This window comes from Mesorhizobium sp. B2-7-3, assembly GCF_006440715.1.
GTDB classification, from domain to species: domain Bacteria; phylum Pseudomonadota; class Alphaproteobacteria; order Rhizobiales; family Rhizobiaceae; genus Mesorhizobium; species Mesorhizobium australicum.
The window spans coordinates 345,156-367,880 of sequence record NZ_VFTY01000005.1 but is presented as its reverse complement, the minus strand read 5'-3'; the positions used below and the strand labels follow the sequence as shown (position 1 = coordinate 367,880).

Here is a 22,725-nt window from a genome sequence, read left to right as displayed (position 1 = left end):
TAACGATATAAAGAACTCTTTATATCACGACGGAGAGATTTCATGACCCGGACCATCGTCGCCTCGGCGACACGAGAAATCATCATCGGCTTCGACCAGCCTTTCTGCGTGATTGGCGAACGCATCAACCCGACCGGCCGCAAGAAGCTCGCCGCCGAGATGGTGGTTGGCAATTTCGAGACCGTCATCAAGGACGCGCTGGAGCAGGCCGCCTGCGGCGCCACCATGCTCGACGTCAATGCCGGCGTCACCTCGGTCAACCCGAACGAAACCGAACCTGGCCTTCTGGTGCAGACGCTGGAGATCGTCCAGGGCCTGGTCGATCTGCCGCTGTCGATCGACAGTTCCGTCACCGCCGCGATCGAGGCCGCGCTGAAAGTCGCCAAGGGCCGCCCGTTGGTCAATTCCGTCACCGGCGAGGAGGAAAAGCTCGAGGCCATCCTGCCGCTGATCAAGAAATACAATGTGCCGGTCGTCGCCATCTCCAACGACGAGACCGGCATTTCGATGGATCCGGACGTGCGCTTTGCCGTCGCCAAGAAGATCGTGCAGCGCTGCGCCGATTTCGGCATCCCGGCGCATGACGTCGTCGTCGATCCGCTGGTGATGCCGATCGGCGCGCTGGGCGATGCCGGCCGCCAGGTGTTCGCCCTGCTGCGTCGGCTCCGCGAAGAGCTCAAGGTCAACACCACCTGCGGCCTCTCCAACATCTCCTTCGGCCTGCCGCACCGCCACGGCATCAACGCCGCCTTCATCCCGATGGTGATCGGCGCCGGCATGACCTCGGCGATCATGAACCCGGTGCGCCCGCAGGAAATGGAAGCGGTGCGCGGCGCCAACGTGCTGAACGGCACCGACGAGAACTGCACCAAATGGATCAAGACCTACAAGGATTACAAGCCGGCCGAAGGCGGCCACGCGGTGGCGGCGCCGACAGCGGTCAATACACCGGGCGAAGGCGGCGGCAATGGCGGCCGCCGACGCGGTGGCCGTGAAGCCCGCATGGGCCGGGGATAAGCGCGCAATCGTGAATTCGCCTGCAAACATAACCGATCCGCTCGTGCTGTTCATGCCGTCAGGCAAGCGCGGGCGGTTCCCTGTCGGCACGCCCGTGCTCGACGCCGCGCGCCAGCTCGGCGTCTATGTCGAGAGCGTGTGCGGCGGACGCGCCACTTGCGGGCGCTGCCAGATCGAGGTGCAGGAAGGCAATTTCGCCAAGCACAAGATCACCTCCTCAAACGACCACATATCGCCCAAAGGCCCCAAGGAAGAGCGCTATGAACGTGTGCGCGGCCTGCCCGAACGGCGCCGCCTCTCCTGCTCCGCCCAGATTCTCGGCGATCTCGTCATCGACGTGCCGCAGGACACGGTCATCAACGCCCAGACCATCCGCAAGGATGCCGACACCAGGGTCATCGCCCGCGATTCTGCGATCCGCATGTGCTACGTCGAGATCGAAGAACCAGACATGCACAAGCCGCTTGGCGATCTCGACCGCCTGAAGATCGCCCTGATGAAGGACTGGAACCTCAAAAGCCTGGACTTCGATTTTTATCTGCTGCCGCAGGTGCAAGGTATTTTGCGCAAGGGCAACTGGACGGCGACCGCCGCCATCTACAAGGATACGGACACCGAGACAGCGCGCGTCATCGCGCTGTGGCCGGGCCTCAAGAACGAGGCCTATGGCCTGGCTTGCGACATCGGCTCGACCACCATCGCCATGCATCTGGTGTCGCTGCTGTCGGGCCGCGTCGCCGCCTCGTCCGGAACGTCGAACCCGCAGATCCGCTTCGGCGAGGATCTAATGAGCCGCGTCTCCTATGTGATGATGAACCCGGATGGCCGCGAAGGCATGACGGTTGCTGTCCGCGAGGCAATCTCCGGCCTCGTCGACAAGGTTTGCGCGGAAGGCAATGTCCAGCGCAACGACATCCTGGATTCCGTCTTCGTCGGCAATCCGATCATGCATCACCTGTTCCTCGGCATCGATCCGACCGAACTCGGCGGCGCGCCCTTCGCGCTTGCCGTCTCGGGCGCCGTTCGCATCAAGGCCTCCGACATCGGGCTGAAGCTCAACCAGGGCGCACGGCTCTACATGTTGCCTTGCATCGCCGGCCATGTCGGCGCCGACGCGGCCGCTGTGACGCTCTCGGAAGGGCCGCATCGCCAGGACGAGATGATGCTGATCGTGGACGTCGGCACCAATGCCGAGATCGTACTCGGAAACCGTACACGGGTCGTTGCTGCCTCCTCGCCGACCGGTCCGGCCTTCGAAGGCGCCGAAATCTCCGGTGGCCAGCGGGCCGCGCCCGGCGCCATCGAGCGCGTGCGCATCGATCCAGACACGCTGGAGCCGAAATACCGCGTCATCGGCTCGGAACTGTGGTCCGACGAGCCCGGCTTCCTCGACAGCGTGCAGGCGACCGGCGTCACCGGCATCTGCGGCTCCGGCATCATCGAGATCGTCGCCGAAATGTATCTCGCCGGCATCATCTCCGAGGATGGCGTCGTCGACGGATCGCTTGCCGCGCGCTCGCCGCGTGTCGTCGCCAACGGCCGCACCTTCTCCTACGTGCTGAAGGAAGGCGAACCCAAGATCACCATCACCCAGACAGACGTGCGTGCCATTCAGTTGGCCAAGGCGGCGCTCTATGCCGGCACCAAGCTGTTGATGGAAAAACAGAACACCGAGCATGTCGACCGCATCCACTTCGCCGGTGCCTTCGGCTCCTTCATCGATCCAAAATACGCCATGGTGCTAGGTCTCATCCCCGATTGCGACCTCGACAAGGTTTCGGCCGTGGGCAACGCCGCCGGCGCGGGTGCTCGCATGGCGCTGCTCAATCGCGGCTATCGCCGCGAGATCGAGGAGACGGTGAGCCAGATCGAAAAGATCGAGACGGCGCTCGAGCCGAAATTCCAGGAGCACTTCGTCTACGCCATGGCGCTGCCCAACAAGGTCGACCCGTTCCCGAAACTGGCGGCGGCGGTGAAGCTGCCGCCGCGCAAGACGGTGAGCGAGGATGGCATCGCCGGAGATGCAGCACCGCGCCGGCGCTCCCGCGAAGGCCATGCTGCTCGGCGCAGCCGCGAATAGACGCGCCGGCCACTCCCTCGATTTATTTGTATGCAAATGTTTCCGGATCGTCCGATCCGGAAACCGAAACGCTGTTTTCGCGAAATCCAGCAGATACATGCACAGCGCATTTACCCGCACATCGAACGGCGGCTGAGGACAGTCCTTGGCCATCGCCGTTCTTCAGGGGAGATGACAATGACGATGTTCGAAAATTTCGGCCGCTTGGGTGTGGCCATCAGGCAAGCCCACGCCAGGAACAAATCGATCCGCGCGCTGAACAGCTTGCCGGCGCATGTCCAGAAGGACATCGGCTGGCCGGCATCGCCGCCGAACGATCCGCAGGCCACACTCGCCTCGCTGCTGCTAGGCTCTACGCGGTGACGACGTTCGCCGACAAATACAAATTGCTCGGCGTCCACCGGGGATCCCACACATCCCCGATGGCCACCAGCAACCGATTGCGCACGGCACTTTTGCCGCGGCGCCGACGACGCGCGGATCACACCAGCGTGTGGGCACGCCGTAAATCTTGACATTCTCGGCCAAGGCACGATCTTCGTTACAAGGGGGAGTTCTCTTAGTCGGCTGCAGCCGAAGTTCGTGTATTCGCATGCCAAGTTTGAAAAGCCACGTTGTGTCCTTCGTGCTCAGGCACAGCCGCAAGCAAGCCTTTTCCAGCCCGGAAAACCTGCAGCGCTGGATCGCCGCCGCGCGCAAGACAGAGGATCACCATCCGCCGGCCGCGCTGCATCAGCGTTTCGAAATCCAGACGCGCAGCGTGGACGGTTTTCCGGTCTACGAAATCGCCCCCAAGGCCGGAGAGCACAAGCGGATACTCTACCTGCATGGCGGCGCTTATGTCTTTGAGATCACGCCCTATCACTGGTATCTGATCGCCGACATGGCCGACCGGCTGGGCTACGGCATCACCGTGCCGATCTACCCTATCGCCCCGGAACACGATTTCCACGCCATGTTCGGCATGGTCGGCGCTGTCTACCGCCAGATGCTCGATGAGACAGAGGCGGAAGATATCGTCTTCATGGGCGATTCCGCCGGCGGCAACATGGCCGTGGTGCTGACCATGATGGCGGCGGACGAGGGTTTGCCGGTGCCGTCGCGCCATGTGCTGATTTCACCCGGCCTCGACGTCTCGCTCGCGAACCCCGAAGTGTTTGAGGCGGAGCGGAATGATCCATGGTTGGGCATCGCCGGCGGGCGTGAGGCAATCCGGCTCTATAGTGCCGGATTGGATCCGACAGACTGGCGTATCAGCCCGGTCTATGGCGATCTGTCGGTATTGCCGAAGACACTGCTCCTGACGGGCTCCCGCGATCTTCTCACGCCCGACAATCTCATCTTTGCACAAAAAGCCAGCGCCGCCGGTGTCGAGGTGGAGCTGATCTACGAGGAAGGCATGTTCCACGTCTGGCCGCTGATTGACATGCCGGAAGCGCGGCGCGCGCGTCAGCACATCGTCGCGTTTCTCACCGACGACGCCTACACTCGGGCTGAAAGGGAAACGGTCAAGTCGTCGACCAAAGCTTCATCCCAGCACACCAACCATTTCGGCCAGACGATCAATCGGCTCGGCGAACGTGACGAGATCGCCGAGCACTGAAACTCGGCCCCACGACATCGATCAGAACTTGCCGGTTTCCCTGAACACTTCGAAGGTCGCGCGGATGTGGTCGGCGACGGCCTTGACCGGCGCGCTGGCGTCCGGCGCCACCACCATGGCAAGATTGTAAGTGCCGATATCGGGCATTCCGTCCTTAGGGCAGAGTTCGACCATGTCGTTGCCCAGGAACGATCTCGGCAGCGGCGCGACCGCGAGGTCGGCCATGATCGCGGCGCGCTGGCCTGCGGTATGGGCACTCATATAAGCGACGCGATAGTTGCGGCCCTCGCGGCCCAATGCCTCGAGCGCGCCGGCCCGCCAGGCACAGCCCTCTTCCCAAAGCGAAACCGGCAGCGGTTCGCGCAGATGCGCGCAGCCGCCCTTGGCGCCGGCCCACACGATCGGCTCGGTCAACAGCACCTCGGCGCCGAGCGCGCTGGTCTTGTACGAATTGGTCAACAGCGTGATGTCGAGCGCCCGGTCATCCATGCGCCGGCGCAGATTGCTGCTCTGGTCGATGGTGACGTCGACGGCGATCGAGGGATGCGACTGCGCGAAACGCTTCAACACATGCGGCAGCACGCGCTCGCCATAGTCGTCAGGTGAGCCGAGCCGCACCACCCCGACAATATCGGGGATGATGAACTTCGACACCACCTCGCGGTTGATCGACAAAAGCCGCCGGGCATAGCCGAGCAGCATTTCGCCGTCCGTGGTCAGCGTCACCGAACGCGCGTCGCGCGCGAACACCGAGCGGCCGAGAATATCCTCCAGCTTCTTGATCTGCATGGAGACGGCCGACGGCGTCCGGAACACCGCATTGGCCGCGGTGGTGAAGCTGCCGGTCTCGGCAATCGCCACGAAGGTGCGCAAAACGTCGAGGTCGAGCAGCGGCAGCGGGTGATTGAGTGGGGCGTTCATGACGATCGACCTTCAATTTTTCTGATACAAAACATCATTCCATTTCGTTTGATTGAACATCAGACCGGGAGCATAGTCAACTCCATCGAAGCAGTATGCTGCCAAAAGCGGCCACGAAACGACCACGGCGCAGACCTGCATCGACGTGAAATGAAGCTGAAACAGACCTGACGTAACGCATTGCCGGCGCTTGCCGTGCCGTAGCAAAGGAGATCGAAATGTCTATCCTATCGTCCCTCGGCCGCATCGCGACCGAATTCAACGCGGCCCGCACCCGCTACCAGACCGAACGCGCCATCCGTTCACTGCCGATCGAGCTGCAGAAGGATATCGGCTGGCCGGAAGCTTCCGACGCCAAGACCGGCATTCGCAGCGGCGTCGGATCCTGGGCTGGAGCAAAGTAAATCGTGTGTACCCCGTGCTGAAGGCCTGCCGCGCAGCCCGCCCGGCAGGCCTTCTCTATTTTATTTGTATTCAAACGAATTCATGAGCCATGCCGCCGCTGCATGGCGCATATGAGCAAGCCGCATAGCAGCTCGATTTTTTGATTAACTCTTTGTAAATATTCATAAATCCTAGGCATATTGCTCGTAGCTTGCCAAAATATGTCGCATCCGGTGTCGCTTTTCATATCAAGCGCTTCGCTTTTGCGATTTAGTTCCTGCTCACACAAGCCTATATCACCGTCAGCAAACGAGCTGCCCCACTCCATCAAGCGAAGGCGACCCGTTTAGAGCGACGTGCGTCCTATTGGACGCACAAAGTACGCTCTAACACTTTGAGTCTGCGCATCGTGCTTTCCGAAAATCAATTCGATTTTCGGGCCAATGCGCGAGCAACCGATTGGAGATGATCATGAAGCTTTTTGCCCGCCTCTTCGCCCGCCGCGAAATGAACCTGACCACCGCTCTCGAGCGTCAGCGTCTTGCCAACACCATGCCCGGCCAGACCGGCGCCATGGCCGCGGCACGTCTCGGCTTCGTCGCCTGAACGAGCGCGGTTCCAGGAAAACCGTATTTTCCCGGCCGGAACTGCGTAGAAATCGAAAATATAAGACACCTCCAGAGCCGCGCCCCTGCCGCGGCTTCAGGGTTGACTGCCGCCGCCTCGGTCCCCCGCCGAGGCGGCGTTTATTTTGTTGCGCTTCCATCGCCTTTCACAACCTGACGGTGGCCTGGTTCGAGCAGCACCACGCGGCGATTGCCCATTTGCGACCCATGTCGCAAATTTAATCTTCCCAAAGCCGTCTAGACGATTGACAGGAATGGTTTTTCCTGATGACGCTATGCTATTCGCGACATCCTGTTCGCGTCATGGCCAGATGAGGTTCCCCGTGAACGCCGTCAAGCATCCGATCAAGCGATCGTTTGTGTTCTTCCTTATCCCCGATTTCACCATGATCGCTTTTGCGACAGCGCTTGACCCGCTGCGCTCGGCCAATCGGATGCTCGGCTACGAGGCCTATCGCTGGCGCCTCGCCAGCATCGACGGCAAGCCGGTGCGCGCCTCGAACGGCGTCGAGTGTGCGGTCAACACCTCGCTGGAGGAGGAACGCAAGAAGATGGCGGGGCCGGATCGCCCCAACATGGCCATCGTCTGCAGTGGCACCAATGTCGAGCGCTACCAGAACAAGTCGGCCTTTGCCTGGTTGCGCGAGGAATACAATCGCGGCGTTGCCGTTGGCGGCCTGTGCACCGGTGCGCATATCCTCGCCGCCGCCGGGCTCCTGTCCAACAAGCGCTGCGCCATCCATTGGGAAAACCTGCCCGGTTTTTCCGAAGCGTTCCCGAAGGCCAATGTCTTTGCCGACCTGTTCGAGATCGACCAGAACATCTACACCTGCGCCGGCGGCACCGCCGCGCTCGACATGATGCTGAAGCTGATCGGCGACGATTTCGACGAGAACCTCGTCAACCGCGTGTGCGAGCAGGTGCTGACCGATCGTGTGCGCAGTCCGACCGACCGCCAGCGCCTGCCGCTGCGCGCCCGCCTCGGCGTGCAGAACTCGAAAGTACTGACCATCATCGAGCTGATGGAGGCCAATCTATCCGAGCCGCTGTCGCTGATCGAGATCGCCGACCATGTCGACCTGTCGCGCCGCCAGATCGAGCGCCTGTTCCGCACCGAGATGGGACGGTCGCCTGCCCGTTACTACCTCGAAATCCGCCTCGACCGCGCCCGGCATCTCTTGATCCAATCGTCGCTGCCGGTGGTCGAGGTGGCGGTCGCCTGCGGCTTCGTCTCGGCCTCGCATTTCTCGAAATGTTACCGCGAGCTCTACGCCCGCTCGCCGCAGCAGGAACGCGTCGACCGCAAGCAATTGCTGGCAGCCTGATCCCGGATCAGGTCTCGGCCGACCGAACTTGCGCCGTCCGCATCGCCTCGACGCGGATGTCCTCGGTCAGCCGCGCCTTCAACGCCGAGAATTCGGCACTGGTCTTCAGCGTGTAGTGCCTGGGATGCGGCAGGTCGATGGAGACATCCGACTTGATGCGGCCGGGCCGCGCCGTCATCACGATCACGCGCGAGGCCATAAAGATCGCCTCCTCAATGTCGTGGGTGACGAACAGCACCGTTTTCTTGCGCCGTTCCCATATGCCGAGCAGCAATTCCTGCATCAGCCCGCGTGTCTGGTTGTCCAGCGCCCCGAACGGCTCGTCCAGCAACAGGATTTCGGGATCGTTGGCCAGCGCCCGGGCAATCGCCGTGCGCTGCTGCATGCCCCCTGAAAGCTGTTTCGGCCAATGGTTCTCGAACCCCTTCAGCCCGACGAGATCGACATAGGAAGCGACAATGTCGTCCCGCTCCTTTTCGGCCATCCCCCGTTCGCGCAGGCCGAAGCCGATGTTTTCGGCGACCGTCAGCCATGGAAACAGCGTGTAGGACTGGAAGACCATACCGCGGTCCGGCCCGGGCCGCGTCACCGTCTTGCCGTCTAGCCGAACGCGGCCTTCGCTTGGCGCCTCCAACCCGGCGACGATCCTCAACAGTGTCGACTTTCCGCAACCTGACGGTCCCAAAACGGTGATGAAGTCGTTGGCCGCCACCGCCAGGTCGATTGGCATCAGCGCCTTGACGGGTTCTCCACCCCGCACGCCGGCAAAGGTTCGCGAGACACCCTCGATAAGAAGCTTGCTCACGCCAGGCTCCATGGAAAGAGCCAGCGGTTGAACGCCTTGAACGCAAAATCGGACAACAGCCCGATCAGGCCGATGACGATGATGCCGAAGATGATCTGCCCGGTCGCCAGCCGCGACTGGCTGTTGATGATCATGTAACCGATGCCCGACGATGAGCCGATCAATTCGGCCACGATGACATAGGTCCATGCCCAGCCGAGCACCAGCCGTAGCGTCTCGGCGATCTCGGGCGCATTGGCCGGCATGATGACCCGCCTGACGATGCCATTGTTGGTCGAGCCCAGCGTATAAGCGGCCTCGACCAGGTCGCGCCGCGTGGCCCCAACCTTGACGGCAATGATCAGGATGATCTGGAACACCGAGCCGACGAAGATGACGAGCAGTTTTTCCAGCTCGCCAATGCCGGCCCAAAGGATGAGCAGCGGAATGAAGGCCGACGCCGGCAGATAGCGGGCGAAGGAGACGAAGGGCTCCAGAAACGCTTCCACCGGCTTCCAGGCGCCCATGGCGATGCCGAGCGGCACCGCGACGACCGAGGCCAGTACAAAGCCGCCGAAGACCCGCCAGATGGTGATCAGTATGTCGAGCCAGAAACGATCCTCGACCAGCAGCCGCCAGCCATCCCGCAGCATCGACAGCGGATCGGCGAGGAAGATGCGGTTGACGTGGCCGCCAAGCGTGATCCAGGCCCAGAAGGCCACGAACAGCACGAAGAAGGAGATACCGAGCACTGTTCGCAGGCTCGGAGAGACAGGATGCAAGGGGCGCATCTTCGTCCTTTGTCAGCGGCAAGGCGGCGGCGCTCTGCGCCACCGCACGGTGCCCAAGGGTTGAACCGTCAATTCGCCACGGCGCTGGTGTCGGCCAGAGTGGCGACGTCGGGTGCCTCCTTGATCAGCCCCATTTGCAGCAGCAGATCGCCGGCGGTCTTGGAAAAGTCCTGGAATTCCTTGGTGAAGAACTGCTTGTTCTCGGCCTTGTCGGCCCATTTCAGGTACTTTGCCGAATCCTCGAATTCATTGGCCGACTGTTTCACGTCAGCGCCCATGATCTCATAGGATTTCTGCGGCTCCTTCTTGATCATGTCGAGGGCGTCGAAATAGCTGTCGGCAAGCGCCTTGGCGGCGTCGGGATTGGCCTTGAGGAATTCGGGCGTGCAGCCGACCGTGTCGAGAACCATCGGATAGTCGAGCGTGGTCGCCAGGATATGCCCCTGGTCGGCCTTGTCGCGCACGGCCGAGATGAAGGGCTCGTAGGTGACGGCCGCATCGTTCTGGCCGGCGAGGAAGGCTTGCGCCGCCGCGTCGGGTTCGAGATTGACGACCGTGACATCCTTGGTCGACATGCCGTTCTTGTTCAGCACCCAAGCCAGCAGGAAGTAGGGCGACGTTCCAGGCGCCGAGGAAGCGACGGTCTTGCCCTTGAGATCGGCGACTGTCTTGATGTCGTTGCGCACCACGATGCCGTCGGCGCCATAGGATTTGTCGAGCTGAAAAATCTGCTTGGTGGTCACCCCGCTGGCGTTCCAGACCAGCCAGGTCTCGACCGTGGTGGCGGCGCATTGCAGGTCGCCGCTGGCGATGGCGAGCGGACGGCTGGCCTGCGGCACCTTCTTCAAGGTCACGTCGAGCCCATGCTTCTCGAACAGCCCTGCCTGCTTGGCGAGTGTCAGCGGCGCGAATCCGGTCCATCCGCTGATGCCGATGGTGAGCGATGTGGCGGCCATCGCCGGCGCGGACAAGCCCGCGGCAAGTGTCAATGTCGCGGCAAGGACGACTATTCTGTTCATATCGGTTCCCCTTTTGTTTTTCTGCGGGAAATTGTTCACAGAGGCCGACGGGCTTGTCAATCAACAGGACCGTGTTTGCGCGCAAAGCAGCCGGCAATCCGGTTTGGGATAGCGCTATCTGGCGTCGGGCATCCAGTTGCGGTTGCGCCACATTTTCTCGCCGACCTGGCAGTCGGCGATGGGCTTGTCCTGCGCCAGCACCACTGGCGGATGATCCGCCGCCTCCGCCGCCCATTGCCGTGACGCCGGGCCGGCGAGCTCCAGCACCAGCTTGCGGCGGATGGCTTCGGGAAATTGCCTCCAGTCGTTGACCGGGATCATGAAGGCGCCGGGACCGCCGATGACGCAGTCGCTGTAGTAGCGATCGAGATCGTTGACGTCATAGACGCCGGAAAAGCCGCCTCGGGTCATCAGCGGCAGGCCGTTGATGACTATGCCTTGCCTGACCACCCCGTCGCGGGCGAGATTGACCGGCGCGCCCTGGTTGTTTGGCCCGTCGCCCGAAATGTCGATGACGCGCTTGGTTCCCTGGTAGCCGCTTTCGGCGAAAAGGTCACTGCCGAACTCCAGCGCGCCGGAGATCGAGGTGCGCCGCGCGCTGTTGGGCGGCTGAGCCGACAATTGCGCCACCACCCGCTCCGCATCGGCCCGGGTCGCGATCGCTGTCCACGGCACGATGACGCGTTGCCAGTTGGTGCCGGCCCATTCGACATAGGTGACGGCGATCTTGCCATAGGCGCCATCGGTAATCGCCTGCAGCACATTGTCGTGCGTCAGCGCCGCCGCGTAGCCATGACGCTGGATCTCGAGCTCGTCGGCTGACATCGACAGCGACACGTCCACCGCCAGCACCAGTTCGACATCCACCGGCTCGTCTGCGCGAGACATTGTCGTCGGCCAGAGCGTCAGCGCCAGCGCGACGACGCTCGAAAGCAGATGTCTTGCAGTGCCAAAACCAGACATGCCGCGAGGGTAAGCCAGAATCGACAGCTGAAAAAGAGAAAAGCCCGACCTGGGCCGGGCTCATCCGAACACGCGGGAAATTCTTGGCGAAGGCTCAGCTCCGCGGCTTGAGATTCTCCGGGTCGTAAAGCGGCTTGTAGCCGACACTGGCGACCTCGACCGGATAGGTCTCGCCGAAATACTCGACCTTGAGCCTGCGGCCTTCCTGGGCATAGGCCCAGGGCAGATAGGCGAGCGCGATGTTCTTGCCGATCGTCGGGCCATAGGCGACCGATGTCGTGAAGGAGCGGCGGCCGAGTTCGTCGACCAGTGTTTCCCCGCTCTCGGGGTCCATCACCGGCATGATGCCGACGGGATAGCGGGCGACACCACTGGAATCCCTGTTCTCAGTCATCACCAGCGTGCATAGCATCGCCGGCTGGTGCGCGCGCTCACGATACTCCAAGTGCTTGGCCTTGCCGCAGAAATCGTTCTCCTTGACCTTCGGGCGGGCGAGATCGGCTTCCAGCAGATTATACTCGGTCAAGAGGTCGGCGTTCTGCAGCCGCAGGCTCTTCTCCATGCGGCGCGTATTGGCGTAGGTCTCGACGCCGAATGGCATGACACCGGTCGAGCGCAGCGCGTCCCAGACGGCGAGACCATCCTCGTAGCGCATATGCAGTTCCCAGCCCTGCTCGCCGACATAGGAGATACGGAACGCCGTGACATCCTTGCCGCCGATCCGGACCGGCTTGATCGCCGCGAACGGAAAATTCTCCGGCGAAAGCCCATCCGGGTTCTCGACCACCTTTTGCAACGTCGTGCGGGCATTCGGCCCCCAGATGCCGATGGTGACGTACTTCTCGGTCACGTCGGTGATGGTGACGTCGAACCCTTTGTCCTGAGCCGTGCGGCGCATGTACTGGTAGTCGCGCGGCCCGGCGTCGGCGCCGTCGATCAGCCGACAGCGGTCGGCCATGCGGATCACCGTGAAGTCGGCGCGCACCATGCCTTGCTCATCGAGGAAGTGGGTGTAGATGCCCTTGCCGATGTTGTTGTCGCCGCCGATCTTGGCCGCGCACAGCCATTCCAGCAGCGCGACATGGTCGGGTCCTTCGATGTCATACATCGAGAAATGCGAGAGGTTGACGATACCGCAATCCTCGCTCATCGCCAGATGCTCGGCGTTGGAGACGCGCCAGAAATGGCGGTTGTCCCATTCGTTCTCGCGCACCGGCACGCGGTTTCCATACTTCTCAAGCAGATGCTCGTTGGCGGCATAGCCGTGCGCACGCTCCCAGCCGCCCAGCTCCATGAAATAACCGCCGAGTTCCTTTTCACGCTCCCAGAACGGCGAGCGCCTGATGTTGCGGGCCTTGGAGAAGGGTTCGCGCGGATGCACCGCCGGGTTGTAAACCTTCATCGCCGTCTCGGTGCAGCGATCCCAGATGAATTGTTCCTTGGTCTGGTGCGGATAGAAGCGCGCATAGTCGATGGCGTGGTGGTCGATCGCGGTGCGGCCATCCGTCATCCAGTCGGCGATCAGCTTGCCCATGCCGGGGCCGTCCTTGACCCAGATGGCGACGGCGTACCACAGGCCCCTCACCTTCTGGCTCTCGCCCATGGACGGGCCACCATCGGCCGTCACCTGCAGCAGGCCGTTGAAGGAATGGCTTTCGTTATAGCCGAGTTCGCCCAGGATCGGCGTCAGTTCCATGGCGCGTTCGAGCGGCGCCAGGATCTGCTCCATGTCGAGATCGCGCTGCGACGGCGACAGCCGTGCCTGGTCCTTCTCCAGCAGGTCGCGCGGATGGCAGAGGCGCGGATTGGTCTCTTCGTAGTAACCCCATTCGATCTGCCCGCCTTCGGCGGTCTTGGGGTCGCCGGTGTCGCGCATATAGGCCGAGTTGCCCTGGTCGCGCAGCAGAGGCCAACCGATCTCCTTGCCGGTGCCGGCGAACTCGGTATAGGGGCCGAAGAAGGTCAGCGGATGGTCGATCGGCATGACCGGCAGGTCCTCGCCGACCATCTCGGCGATCAGCCGGCCCCAGATGCCGGCGCAGACGATGACATAGTCGGCCTCGATCGTGCCGCGGTCGGTCACCACGGCACTGATGCGGCCGTCCTTGACCACGAGCGACTTCGCCGGCGTGTTGGCGAAGGATTTGAGCTTGCCGGACGCTTCCGCCTGGTCGACCAGCTTGCCGGCAACGGTCTGCGAGCGCGGAATGACGAGGCCTGCGTCCGGATCCCACAGGCCGCCCTGCACCAGATCCTGTTCGATGAGCGGGAATTTTTCCTTGATCTCGGCGGGGTCGATCAAACGGGCGCGCGTCCCGAAAGCCTTGGCCGAGGCGATCTTTCGCTTGATCTCATCCATGCGGCCGTCGTCGCCGACACGGGCGACCTCGAGGCCGCCGACGCGCGCGTAATGACCCATCTTCTCGTAGAAATCGATGGAATAGAGCGTCGTCCAGCACGACAGGAAATCGTGGCTGGTGGTGTAGCAAAAGTCGGAAGCGTGCGCGGTCGAGCCGATATCGGTCGGGATGCCCGACTTGTCGATGCCGACAATGTCGTCCCAGCCGCGCTCGATCAGATGATGGGCGATCGATGCGCCGACAATGCCGCCGAGGCCAATGATGACGACCTTCGCCTTTTTCGGAAACTCTGCCATTGCCCGCGACTCCAGAATGCTGTTGCGGGCGGCGTCGGCGCCCGTCTGATCGGCGCACAATATGCAGGCGACGGGGACGGCGCTACCGCCTGTTTGCGACACGCCACAGATGCCGCGCGACCCCTCCCCAAATCAGGAAAACATCTACCCGTCAGGCGAAAGCCCAGACGTCCTCGGCCTGGAAGCCGACCTGGTAGCCCGCCGTCTTCAGCTTGACCACCACCTGTCCGATCTCCGGCGCGAGCAGCGCACCAACCTCGACCTTGATCATGCCGGGACGATAGCGCTTGAGGTCGAGCTGCTCGAACACGATCCAGTCGGCGCCTTCACAATCGACGAGGAAGGCGTCGATATGGGTGATGCCGTTGCGGTCGAGCAATGTCTGCAAGGTCTCCGACGGCACCTCGATGTCTTTCAGATGCGGCGCGAACTTGTTGAAATTGGCGTCGGCCTCGCCCCAGGCATTCTTGCCCGACATCAGGTTGGTGTCGGTCACCGACGAGCAGCCGATGAACTCGATCGGCAGCGTGCCGGCTTCGAGTGCGGCAGCGTCAAAGGTGTGGACGGTGATCGTGCCTTTTGTTCTCGTCACCGCGACGGGTTCGATGACGAAGCGGTCCGTGTCAGGGTAATTGGCGCGCAGCCGTTTCTGGTTGTACGGGATCGGCTCGACCAGCATGGCGCGGGCCTTCGGAATGCGGTGCAGCCAGGGCGTCACGTCATCGAACAGCGCGCCATCGCAGGCGCCGACATTGACCATCTGGAATGGCCGGCCGCTATCACCGAAGCGTGCCTTCAGCGCGGCCTTGGCGAGGAACTTGGTGCCGCGCAGCGACGGCCCGCGATCGAGCAGGCCGGCGGGAAGCCCGAGCGACAGGGCAATGCGCGCCAGGTTGGAAACTGAACTCATGATTTGTCTCCTGGTATGACGTGCAGGGCGGCGCGGTGCTGGCCGGTGACCGCCGCCCACAACGCCATGAAGGGCGGTGCCAGCAGCAGGAATGGCGGGATCAGATGCGGGAAATAAATGCGCGTGTCGTGGATCGGGAAGACGCTGAATTTGGCGAGCGCACCGAGCACCAGCGCAGCAAACAGAATGCCCGCGCGGCGGCCGAGCCTGAAGCCGGCGCGGTTGGCCGCAAACCACCCGGCCAGCGCCAGAACCGAGACCCCGACCCAGCTGTTCAGGTTGACGGCGCGCAGCAGCGAGGCGGCAAACGCCCGGAGATAGGCAATGACGGAAAAAGCCGGCTCAAACCCGTCCATATTGTAGTGCTGCCCGATGCTGGAAAACCACAGATGCGGCCACCAGCCGGGATGATGGGCCCAGTGCGAAATGGCAAAATACGCGGCGAGCGAAGCGGCAAAGCCGACCAGCACGCCCCAGGCCTTCTGCCGGAACAGGACCAGCAGCACAGCGAAAACGGCGAGGAAAACTATGTTGTCCGGCCGCACCATGAAGGCGAGGAAGAGGAGGATCGCCGTCGCCACCTCGCGGCCTCGGACATAAGCGAAGAGACCGCCTAGCAGCAGTGCCGAGGTAAGCAGGTCCGGTGTCGAAGCGCGCGCGGCGTCGCCGAAATCGGCCATGATCAGCACCGCGCCGACCACCGGTGCCAACGCCAGTGCCTTTTCCGCACGCAGCCAGAGCAGCGTGATCGCGCCGAACAGCAGGACCGAAAACACCTGCACCAGCCGCATCGCCTCGACCGGCGACATGACGGAACTCAGCGTCGACAGGATTTCGGCATAGAGGAACTTGATCCGGTACATGCCGAGCAACGAATGGAAGTCGGCGGCGTTCTGCGTCATGTGGCTGCGGAAGCCACCGCCATCGTCGGTCAGCGCCTTGTAGTCGCCCGCCGAGACACCCGATTTGACGGTGTTGTAGGCATAGTCATGCAGTGCCTGCGCATCGGGGTAGGTGCCCTCCTCCGATATGGCGAGATAGGGCAGCATGTCCCAGTTGGCGTCGGGCATCACCCAGGCCGTGAACGCCGTCAAAAGCATATAGAGGGCGAAGGCAGCCGCACCGATCGGAGCCGCCAGCCACGCGTAGGTCCCCTCGCCCCACGCCAGACCGGCCTCGGCGAGCCGGTCGAGTGGACTTTGCGGAGCGGGCGACTTGGTCAGCATGTCTTCTCGGCGAACGTTCGTTTCAACGGACTTGGCTTTTGACGAAATCCTTCACGATCGCCACGATGCCACGCGACAAGAGACTGTCGAAGGCATCGACGAAGCGATCGACATGCTCGCGCTGGCAGATCAGCGGCGGCTCGAGCCGGATGACGTTGCGGTTGTATTCGGTGAAGGCGACGAGCACGTCGTAGTCGCGCAGCAGCAGCGCGCCGACGAAACCGGACAGCGAACCCTTCAGCTTGTCGTCGAGCACGCTGACGATAGGGCGCAGCACCATCGGCAAGGTCTGCGAGAAGTCGTGGAACTCCAGCCCCACCATGAAACCCTTGCCGCGCACGTCCTTGATGATCTTCGGGTATTTTTCCCTGAGTGCCTGCAGCCGCTGCAGCAGGTACTCGCCGGTGACGGCGGCGTTGTCGATCAGCCCCTCGTCGTAAAGCACGTTGATGCCTTCGATCGCCGTGGCACACGCCTCGCCCATGCCGCCGAAAGTGGCCATGGCGTGGATCATCGCCGTCTTCGGCGTGCCGTAGGCCTTCATGTAGATTTCGCGGCGCGCAATCATCGCGCCGACAGCGGCCTTGCCGGCGCCCAGCGATTTGGCCAGTGCCGTCACGTCGGGCACGACGCCGTGATGCTCGAAGGCATAGAAGCGGCCCGAGCGGCCATAGCCGCACTGCACTTCGTCGGCGACCCACAGCACGCCATACTGGTCGCACAGCGCCCGCAGCTTCCGCCAGTATTCGGTCGGCGCCTGGATGATGCCACCGCCGCCCTGGATGGTTTCCAGCACGATGACGCCGATCTCCGGATCGGAGCGGAACAGGCGCTCGACGGCCTCGATATCGGCAAAGGGAATGCGGACGGTATTGTCGGCCATCCTGAAGTCGGCGCGGTAGAGCTGGCCGTCGGTGATGCCCAGCACACCCTTGGTCTTGCCGTGGAATGAATTCTCGGCATAGACGATTTTCGACCGCTTCGGGCCGGCGGCACGCTCGGCAAGCTTCACCGCCGCCTCCATCGCTTCCGAGCCCGACGAGCCCAAAAACACCATGTCGAGATCGCCAGGCGAACATTTGGCGATGTTGTGCGCCAACGCGGCGGCATATTGCGACATGAACGCGATGGCGATTTCCTGCCGCTTCTCCTCCTGGAATTTCTTGCGCACTTCCAGAATGCGCGGATGGTTGTGGCCGAAGGCCAGCGACCCGAAGCCGCCGAAGAAATCGAGGATCTTGCGGCCGTTCTGGTCGATGTAGAACATGCCCTCTGCACGTTCGATCTTGATCTTGTGGAAGCCGAGCAGCTTCATGAAATGCAGCTGGCCGGGGTTGAGATGCGCCTTGAACAGCTCGGTCATCTCCGCGATATCCATCGCCTTGGCCTGCTCGACGGCGATCAGGTCGGGCTTGGCGATGGTGGCGGGCGACAGTGTCGGCGCGCTGACCAGGGTGCGCGTATTCGTCTGTTCCGGCTTGGCCATGACGGTCATTTCAATCTCCTGTTCGCGCCCGCGACTGGCGTCGTGCGCAATAAACTGTTCGGCGCGCCCCTATTCGGCGGGCACATGTTTGGTGGCGACGGCTTGCCCGGCCTTCTTGGCGCGGTATTCGCTGTAGGCGGCGATCAGCATGTCCTCGTCGCGGTATTGCGGCACCCAGCCGAGCTGCCGCCCGGCCTTGGACACGTCGAGCACGCAGTCCTCGTCGGCGATCAGATATTGCTCCGGATCCATGATCGGCATGTTGAAGAGGTCGAGCAGGTCGAGCGTGCGCTTGACCGCCCAGCCGGGGGTAGGCAGCAGGATCGACTTCGAGCCGGCATGCCGGATCAGGTCGCCAAGCAATTTCTTCACCGGCGGCGGATTGAGCGACCCGAGATTATAAGCCTCGTTCGGCACACCGGCCTTCCACGCGGCGCGCGCCGCCTCCGCGCAGTCGAACACCGAGATGAACTGATAAGGGTTGCGGCCCGAACCGATCATCGGCACTGGAAAGTTCCAGTCGATCAGCTTGAACAGCTTTTCGAGGATGCCGAGGCGGCCGGGCCCGATGATCAGGCGCGGGCGAAACAGCGAGATCGACATGCCGCGCTTGCGCCATTCGCCGGCCAGTTCCTCGGTCTTCTGCTTCGACCAGCCATATTCGCCGAGCGGCGCGACCGGGTGCTCCTCGGTCATCGGCTGGGTGACGGTGTGGCCATAGATCATATCGGTCGTATAGTGGACGAGCCTGTGGGCACCAGCCTTGTCCATGGCCTCCAGGATGTGCTCGGTGCCGTGGAAATTGACCGGAAAGAAGAAGTCGTGCCGCTTCGCCCGCACCTGGATCGGCGACAGCATCTTGGCCGACAAATTGTAGACCATGTCGTCGGCCTTCAGCCCGACCGCGGCAACCGAGCCTTGGTCGGTGACGTCGCACTTGATGAAGCGGACAGTGCGGTAATGCGCAAGGTCGCTCCTGACGATGTCGGCGACGACAACCTCTTCACCGTCGGCCACAAGCTTCGGCGCTAGGTGACGGCCAACAAAGCCGTCACCCCCGAAAATCACATGTCTCATCGAACGATCTCGTTTGCTTGTATCTTGTCGGGCGTGATGGAAGCGCTCTGATCTTCATGCCCTCGCCCACTTTGCGCGATCAGCACCGTGCCGACGCAGATGCAGGCAATGCCGGCGATGCGCCAGCCATTCAGGTCTTCTCGGAAGACGAAATAGGCAAAGATCGCGACCGCGACATAAGCCAGGCTCAGAAACGGATAGGCGAAGGAAAGCTCGACCTTGGAAAGCACGTAGAGGTGCGAGGCCATCGAAATGACGAAGGTGCACAGGCCAAGGAAGACCCAGGGGCTGAAGACGATCTGCAACAGCTTGATCAGCGGATTGGTGCCCTCGAATGAAATCGGTCCGAGCGACATCATGCCTTGCTTCAGCATCAGCTGCGCAGCGGCATTTGTCATGACCGTAAACAAAATGAAGACGATATATTTCATGTAGCCCGCCACCCTGTGATATCAGCTAATACAAATCTGAAAAGATTTCGTGAACCCACAAGACATTTTTGGGTAAATCTGGATGTTAAACTTTCGTAAACCACGATTCATTCTAAGTTTACCTATTCGGCTGCCTCTGCATCGCGCCGCCGCGGGTCGACAATCCCGGCCGTGCGCGCCCAGAAGTCGGACATGAAGGCGGGATCGCGCAGCGCTTCCAGCCTCGGCCACTCTGGGAACGAAGCAACGAAGGTTGCAGCACTCATGCGCGCATCCTTGTAAGGGTTGACCGCCCCACCAGCCGCGATCGTCATGCGGTCGAGTTCGCCGAGCAGGGCAAGTGTCGCCGCTCCCCTGTTGGGGAAGTCCAGCGTCAGCGTGTAACCCGGACGAGGGAACGACAGCAGCGCCGGCGAGCGGACCCCACCGAAGCGCTTCAAGACGGTGAGGAACGACCCCTGCCCGGCCTGCCTAGCCGCCGTGAGCAGTGCCGGCACGATTGTGCGCGCGGCCTCTTCCGGGACCACGCTCTGATGCTGGAACAGCCCCTTCGGTCCATAGAGCCTGTTCCAGTCGCGCACACCGTCGAGCGGGAAGAAGAAGCCCTGGTATTCGACCTTGCGCGGCGCCTTGGCCTGCCCCTTTTTCCACCTGTAGGCGGCGTTGAAAGCAGTCAGGAACGGCCGGCTGAGCACGTTGAAAGGCGGCTGGAGCGGAACGGAGAATTTCGCGCTCGCAGGCGCGGCCGCGTGCGAACCGTGCTCGGCGTGGTTGCCGGTAAACAGCAGCCCCCGTCCGCTGTTGCGGCCACCGGCGAGCTGGTCGATCCAGGCGACGGCATATTCATTGGCCTGGTCCGCCGCTTCGGCAAGGTCGAAATATTCGCGGAGGTCGCGAAACCGCGTCGTCTTTTCCACGATATCGAGCGACGGAACCCGCATCAGCCGGATCGTAGCCGACAGGATCAGTCCGGTGAGCCCCATGCCACCGACGGTCGCCCGAAACAGGCGCGGATTGTCGGTCGCAGAGCAGCGATAGCTGTGTCCATCCGACCGAAGCAGCGTGAAACTTTCCACATGGCAACCGAACGTGCCGCGCCGGTGATGGTTCTTGCCATGGACATCGTTGGCAATGGCGCCGCCGAGCGTGACGAATTGTGTGCCGGGCACCACCGCCGGGAAGAAGCCGTGAGGCGCGGCATGTGCAATGACATCCGCGAGCAGCACCCCGGCGTCCGCTTCGAGCAGACCGCTCTCGGCGTTGAAGCCGCGAATGCGGTTCAGGGGCCGCATGTCGATGACGGTGCCGAGCTGGTTCTGGCAGGAATCGCCGTAGGATCGGCCGTTGCCATAGGCAAGCAGCGACGCTTGCCTGGCCTGGCCGCTCTTCAGCAGCGCAATGGCGTCATCGGCGTGGATCGCCCTTGCCGCTGGCGGCGTGGCAAGGCCAAAGCTCTGGAAGCGTTCCGCCATGCCTACCAGCCTCCGATGACCAGCAGCACCGCGCCGATCGCCACCACGATCTGGCTGCGCCAGTCGCGAATGATGAAGACGACCGGGTCGTCATGCATTTCGTCGCGGCGCGCCAGGATCCAGACACGCATGGTGAGATAAAGCACGATCGGCGCCAGCGGCCAGATCAGCCAGGGATGCGGATAGAGTTCGCGCACCGCGACGCTGTCCATGTAGAGCGCCAGCACCAGCGCCGAGGAGAACGCCGAAGCCATGCCGGCCTGGGCGACAATCTCCTGGTCTTCGGTGCGATAGCCGCGGCCGGCAATGCGTTCGCCGGGCGGAATGGCTGTGGTGCGCAATTCGACAAAGCGCTTCACCAGCGCCAGCGACAGGAAGAAGAAGATCGAGAAGGCGAGCAGCCAGAACGAGACGTCGACGCCTGTGGCGGCCGCGCCGGCGAGCACACGAATGGTGTAGAGGCCGGCAAGCGTCAGCACGTCGACCAGAAGCATGCGCTTGAACGACAGCGAATAGGCCGTGGTAACGACCATGTAGCCGCCGAGCACAGCCAGGAATTCAGGCGACAGGAACAGCCCGGTGCCGACGCCGATCGCCAGCAGCACCGCGATCGCGCCAAGGCCGAACGGAATAGACAGCGCACCGCTGGCGAACGGCCTGTTGCGCTTGGTCAGATGCTTGCGATCGAGCGCAAGGTCGAAGAAATCATTGAGGATATAGATCGCCGACGCCACCGCGCTGAACGAGACGAACGCCAGCAGGCATTCCCAGATCATGTTGGAATTGAAATATTCGTGCGACAGCATCATCGGCACGGCGATCAGCGAATTCTTCAGCCACTGATGGACGCGCAGCATCTTGACGATGGTCCGCAACGTCGGCTTGGGCGCCGGCATCGTTTCGGCGCCATGCGCCGCCTGCCAGCGCGCGGCATGACGGTCCGGGGCCACCACGATCGCGCTGCGTGCCGCGTCGAACACCTGGAGGTCATGGCGGCTGTTGCCGGCATAGTCGAAACCGGCATCGCCATAGGCCGCAAGGAGGGAGGCTCGCTTCTTTCCCGAAGTGAGATTGTCGAGACCGTCGGTGGCCAGTACCCGGTCGAAAATGCCGAGATGGACAGCAATGGCGTCGGCGAACTTGCGCGGCGTGCCGGTGGCCAGCACGAGCTTGCGGCCTTCGGCGTGCTCGGTGCGGAGCCGGTCGAGCAGGGGCGCCCGATAGGGCAGCGTGGCGGGGTCGATGTCGATGCGTTGGGCGATCGCCTGCTTCAGCCGCGCCGGTCCGCCGGCCGCCCAGAAAGGCACCAGGAAGAAATAGAGCGGGTTCTTCTTGAGGAGGATGAACAATCCTTCCCACAAAAGGTCCGTCGCGATCAGCGTGCCGTCGAGATCGACCGCAAGCGGTATTGCGTTCCTGTCCGACCGCGCGTCCATGCCCGTCCTGCCCTGCCAGCGTCTGATCCGGAAACCGGAACCCGTTGGGCGCCGTGTTTCGGCGTCTTGATGCTGGTATAGCGGGGGATCGCCTAGCGAACATTAAAACGTACGGTTGCAAAGGGCTGCCGCCGCGGTATTTCCATCGTCATTGTTAAACAACAGCTACCGGAAACAATAAAAGGCCGAGCAAACGCCCGGCCTTTCCAATCATCACACCGAGATTACTTGATGCGGGCGACGCCGCCTGAAATCTCGACGGTTTCCGAACCGGTCAGGGCTTCAAGGTCGCCATTGGGCAAGGTGACAAAACAGCCATTCTGGCAGAACTCGACGGTTTCACCGCCAGCCAGCGCAAGCTCGGTCTTGCTGCCGCCCTCGGTCACGACCAGCGTGCGCGTCTCGGCGTCCTTGTTGACCGCGCTGGCGGCATGGGCCGAGCCGCTCACGGCTAGCAAGGCCACGGCAGCGACGAGAGACTTCCACATTTGCAATATCGGTGTTCCCACCGCCTCTGT

Annotated in this window: 21 protein-coding genes; 7 read left to right on the top strand and 14 right to left on the bottom strand. The window is 62.5% G+C overall.

The annotated features are described in order from the left end of the window. Positions 1–42: 42 nt before the first annotated feature. The 4 genes from FJW04_RS14330 to FJW04_RS14315 all read left to right on the top strand — a co-directional run bounded on the left by FJW04_RS14330 (position 43) and on the right by FJW04_RS14315 (position 4,700). Complete coding sequence (locus tag FJW04_RS14330; RefSeq protein ID WP_140714837.1) at positions 43–1,017, top strand: methyltetrahydrofolate cobalamin methyltransferase; 975 nt, start codon at positions 43–45, stop codon at positions 1,015–1,017. Continuing rightward, entirely contained in the window at positions 968–3,097 is a 2,130-nt protein-coding gene (locus FJW04_RS14325) for an ASKHA domain-containing protein (protein WP_140661049.1), read from the top strand. The genes FJW04_RS14330 and FJW04_RS14325 overlap by 50 nt, the downstream gene beginning before the upstream one ends. A gap of 177 nt (positions 3,098–3,274) precedes the next feature. Beyond that, on the top strand, positions 3,275–3,460 hold the full coding sequence (locus tag FJW04_RS30290) for a hypothetical protein (protein WP_015317418.1): 186 nt from the start codon (positions 3,275–3,277) through the stop codon (positions 3,458–3,460). A 229-nt stretch (positions 3,461–3,689) separates the two neighbouring features. Next, positions 3,690–4,700 carry an alpha/beta hydrolase gene (locus FJW04_RS14315; protein WP_015317417.1) on the top strand — a complete coding sequence of 337 codons (1,011 nt, stop codon included), beginning with the start codon at positions 3,690–3,692 and terminating at the stop codon, positions 4,698–4,700. Positions 4,701–4,721: 21 nt separating this feature from the next. Here the strand turns inward: FJW04_RS14315 and FJW04_RS14310 are convergent, their stop codons facing one another. After that, entirely contained in the window at positions 4,722–5,621 is a 900-nt protein-coding gene (locus tag FJW04_RS14310) for a LysR substrate-binding domain-containing protein (RefSeq protein WP_015317416.1), read from the bottom strand. 218 nt (positions 5,622–5,839) lie between these two features. Between FJW04_RS14310 and FJW04_RS14305 the strand changes: the two genes are divergently transcribed. The 3 genes from FJW04_RS14305 to FJW04_RS14290 all read left to right on the top strand — a co-directional run bounded on the left by FJW04_RS14305 (position 5,840) and on the right by FJW04_RS14290 (position 7,956). Continuing rightward, positions 5,840–6,025 carry a hypothetical protein gene (locus FJW04_RS14305; RefSeq protein ID WP_140615918.1) on the top strand — a complete coding sequence of 62 codons (186 nt, stop codon included), beginning with the start codon at positions 5,840–5,842 and terminating at the stop codon, positions 6,023–6,025. 451 nt (positions 6,026–6,476) lie between these two features. Then, positions 6,477–6,611 carry a hypothetical protein gene (locus FJW04_RS30565; protein ID WP_013894968.1) on the top strand — a complete coding sequence of 45 codons (135 nt, stop codon included), beginning with the start codon at positions 6,477–6,479 and terminating at the stop codon, positions 6,609–6,611. A 406-nt stretch (positions 6,612–7,017) separates the two neighbouring features. Next, positions 7,018–7,956 (top strand): GlxA family transcriptional regulator, encoded by a 939-nt coding sequence (locus FJW04_RS14290; protein WP_263485819.1) that lies wholly within the window; start codon positions 7,018–7,020, stop codon positions 7,954–7,956. Between the two features lie 7 nt (positions 7,957–7,963). On the opposite strand, the gene FJW04_RS14285 is transcribed toward FJW04_RS14290, so the two are convergent. The 13 genes from FJW04_RS14285 to FJW04_RS14225 form a co-directional block, all read right to left on the bottom strand. After that, the gene (locus FJW04_RS14285) at positions 7,964–8,761 is read right to left on the bottom strand and encodes an ABC transporter ATP-binding protein (protein WP_140714835.1); all 798 of its coding nucleotides are present in this window, start codon (positions 8,759–8,761) and stop codon (positions 7,964–7,966) included. Then, positions 8,758–9,531, bottom strand: coding sequence for an ABC transporter permease (locus FJW04_RS14280; protein ID WP_015317412.1), 774 nt, complete (start codon positions 9,529–9,531; stop codon positions 8,758–8,760). The genes FJW04_RS14285 and FJW04_RS14280 overlap by 4 nt, the downstream gene beginning before the upstream one ends. A 68-nt stretch (positions 9,532–9,599) precedes the next feature. After that, positions 9,600–10,550: an ABC transporter substrate-binding protein gene (locus FJW04_RS14275; protein ID WP_140714833.1), complete on the bottom strand. Its 951-nt coding sequence runs from the start codon at positions 10,548–10,550 to the stop codon at positions 9,600–9,602. A gap of 114 nt (positions 10,551–10,664) precedes the next feature. Further along, positions 10,665–11,513, bottom strand: coding sequence for a DUF1194 domain-containing protein (locus tag FJW04_RS14270; protein ID WP_140714831.1), 849 nt, complete (start codon positions 11,511–11,513; stop codon positions 10,665–10,667). A gap of 94 nt (positions 11,514–11,607) precedes the next feature. Next, on the bottom strand, positions 11,608–14,169 hold the full coding sequence (locus tag FJW04_RS14265) for an FAD-dependent oxidoreductase (RefSeq protein WP_140714829.1): 2,562 nt from the start codon (positions 14,167–14,169) through the stop codon (positions 11,608–11,610). Between the two features lie 151 nt (positions 14,170–14,320). Beyond that, complete coding sequence (locus FJW04_RS14260) at positions 14,321–15,079, bottom strand: FkbM family methyltransferase (RefSeq protein WP_140714827.1); 759 nt, start codon at positions 15,077–15,079, stop codon at positions 14,321–14,323. Further along, positions 15,076–16,305 (bottom strand): hypothetical protein, encoded by a 1,230-nt coding sequence (locus tag FJW04_RS14255; RefSeq protein ID WP_140714824.1) that lies wholly within the window; start codon positions 16,303–16,305, stop codon positions 15,076–15,078. Before FJW04_RS14255 ends, FJW04_RS14260 begins: the two co-directional genes overlap by 4 nt. A gap of 22 nt (positions 16,306–16,327) precedes the next feature. Next, positions 16,328–17,791 carry an aspartate aminotransferase family protein gene (locus tag FJW04_RS14250; protein ID WP_181172943.1) on the bottom strand — a complete coding sequence of 488 codons (1,464 nt, stop codon included), beginning with the start codon at positions 17,789–17,791 and terminating at the stop codon, positions 16,328–16,330. Positions 17,792–17,860: 69 nt separating this feature from the next. Further along, the gene (locus tag FJW04_RS14245) at positions 17,861–18,868 is read right to left on the bottom strand and encodes an NAD(P)-dependent oxidoreductase (RefSeq protein WP_140714820.1); all 1,008 of its coding nucleotides are present in this window, start codon (positions 18,866–18,868) and stop codon (positions 17,861–17,863) included. Continuing rightward, positions 18,865–19,299, bottom strand: coding sequence for an EamA family transporter (locus FJW04_RS14240; RefSeq protein WP_015317404.1), 435 nt, complete (start codon positions 19,297–19,299; stop codon positions 18,865–18,867). Before FJW04_RS14240 ends, FJW04_RS14245 begins: the two co-directional genes overlap by 4 nt. 122 nt (positions 19,300–19,421) lie before the next feature. After that, on the bottom strand, positions 19,422–20,771 hold the full coding sequence (locus FJW04_RS14235) for an FAD-binding oxidoreductase (protein WP_140714818.1): 1,350 nt from the start codon (positions 20,769–20,771) through the stop codon (positions 19,422–19,424). 2 nt (positions 20,772–20,773) lie between these two features. Beyond that, positions 20,774–22,207: a UbiA family prenyltransferase gene (locus FJW04_RS14230; RefSeq protein WP_140714816.1), complete on the bottom strand. Its 1,434-nt coding sequence runs from the start codon at positions 22,205–22,207 to the stop codon at positions 20,774–20,776. Positions 22,208–22,431: 224 nt separating this feature from the next. Further along, positions 22,432–22,695, bottom strand: a complete 264-nt coding sequence (locus tag FJW04_RS14225; protein WP_027145877.1) for a hypothetical protein — start codon at positions 22,693–22,695, stop codon at positions 22,432–22,434. Positions 22,696–22,725 lie beyond the last annotated feature (30 nt).

Excerpts from the sequence above, each read along its gene's own strand:
- FJW04_RS14230 (WP_140714816.1), bottom strand. The coding sequence starts at position 22,207 with ATGGACGCGCGGTCGGACAGGAACGCAATACCGCTTGCGGTCGATCTC.
- FJW04_RS14270 (WP_140714831.1), bottom strand. The coding sequence starts at position 11,513 with ATGTCTGGTTTTGGCACTGCAAGACATCTGCTTTCGAGCGTCGTCGCG.
- FJW04_RS14280 (WP_015317412.1), bottom strand. The coding sequence starts at position 9,531 with ATGCGCCCCTTGCATCCTGTCTCTCCGAGCCTGCGAACAGTGCTCGGT.
- FJW04_RS14260 (WP_140714827.1), bottom strand. The coding sequence starts at position 15,079 with ATGAGTTCAGTTTCCAACCTGGCGCGCATTGCCCTGTCGCTCGGGCTT.
- FJW04_RS30565 (WP_013894968.1), top strand. The coding sequence starts at position 6,477 with ATGAAGCTTTTTGCCCGCCTCTTCGCCCGCCGCGAAATGAACCTGACC.
- FJW04_RS14275 (WP_140714833.1), bottom strand. The coding sequence starts at position 10,550 with ATGAACAGAATAGTCGTCCTTGCCGCGACATTGACACTTGCCGCGGGC.
- FJW04_RS14305 (WP_140615918.1), top strand. The coding sequence starts at position 5,840 with ATGTCTATCCTATCGTCCCTCGGCCGCATCGCGACCGAATTCAACGCG.
- FJW04_RS14315 (WP_015317417.1), top strand. The coding sequence starts at position 3,690 with ATGCCAAGTTTGAAAAGCCACGTTGTGTCCTTCGTGCTCAGGCACAGC.
- FJW04_RS14290 (WP_263485819.1), top strand. The coding sequence starts at position 7,018 with ATGATCGCTTTTGCGACAGCGCTTGACCCGCTGCGCTCGGCCAATCGG.
- FJW04_RS14235 (WP_140714818.1), bottom strand. The coding sequence starts at position 20,771 with ATGGCGGAACGCTTCCAGAGCTTTGGCCTTGCCACGCCGCCAGCGGCA.
- FJW04_RS30290 (WP_015317418.1), top strand. The coding sequence starts at position 3,275 with ATGACGATGTTCGAAAATTTCGGCCGCTTGGGTGTGGCCATCAGGCAA.
- FJW04_RS14255 (WP_140714824.1), bottom strand. The coding sequence starts at position 16,305 with ATGCTGACCAAGTCGCCCGCTCCGCAAAGTCCACTCGACCGGCTCGCC.
- FJW04_RS14245 (WP_140714820.1), bottom strand. The coding sequence starts at position 18,868 with ATGAGACATGTGATTTTCGGGGGTGACGGCTTTGTTGGCCGTCACCTA.
- FJW04_RS14325 (WP_140661049.1), top strand. The coding sequence starts at position 968 with ATGGCGGCCGCCGACGCGGTGGCCGTGAAGCCCGCATGGGCCGGGGAT.
- FJW04_RS14250 (WP_181172943.1), bottom strand. The coding sequence starts at position 17,791 with ATGGCCAAGCCGGAACAGACGAATACGCGCACCCTGGTCAGCGCGCCG.
- FJW04_RS14330 (WP_140714837.1), top strand. The coding sequence starts at position 43 with ATGACCCGGACCATCGTCGCCTCGGCGACACGAGAAATCATCATCGGC.
- FJW04_RS14225 (WP_027145877.1), bottom strand. The coding sequence starts at position 22,695 with ATGTGGAAGTCTCTCGTCGCTGCCGTGGCCTTGCTAGCCGTGAGCGGC.
- FJW04_RS14310 (WP_015317416.1), bottom strand. The coding sequence starts at position 5,621 with ATGAACGCCCCACTCAATCACCCGCTGCCGCTGCTCGACCTCGACGTT.
- FJW04_RS14240 (WP_015317404.1), bottom strand. The coding sequence starts at position 19,299 with ATGAAATATATCGTCTTCATTTTGTTTACGGTCATGACAAATGCCGCT.
- FJW04_RS14265 (WP_140714829.1), bottom strand. The coding sequence starts at position 14,169 with ATGGCAGAGTTTCCGAAAAAGGCGAAGGTCGTCATCATTGGCCTCGGC.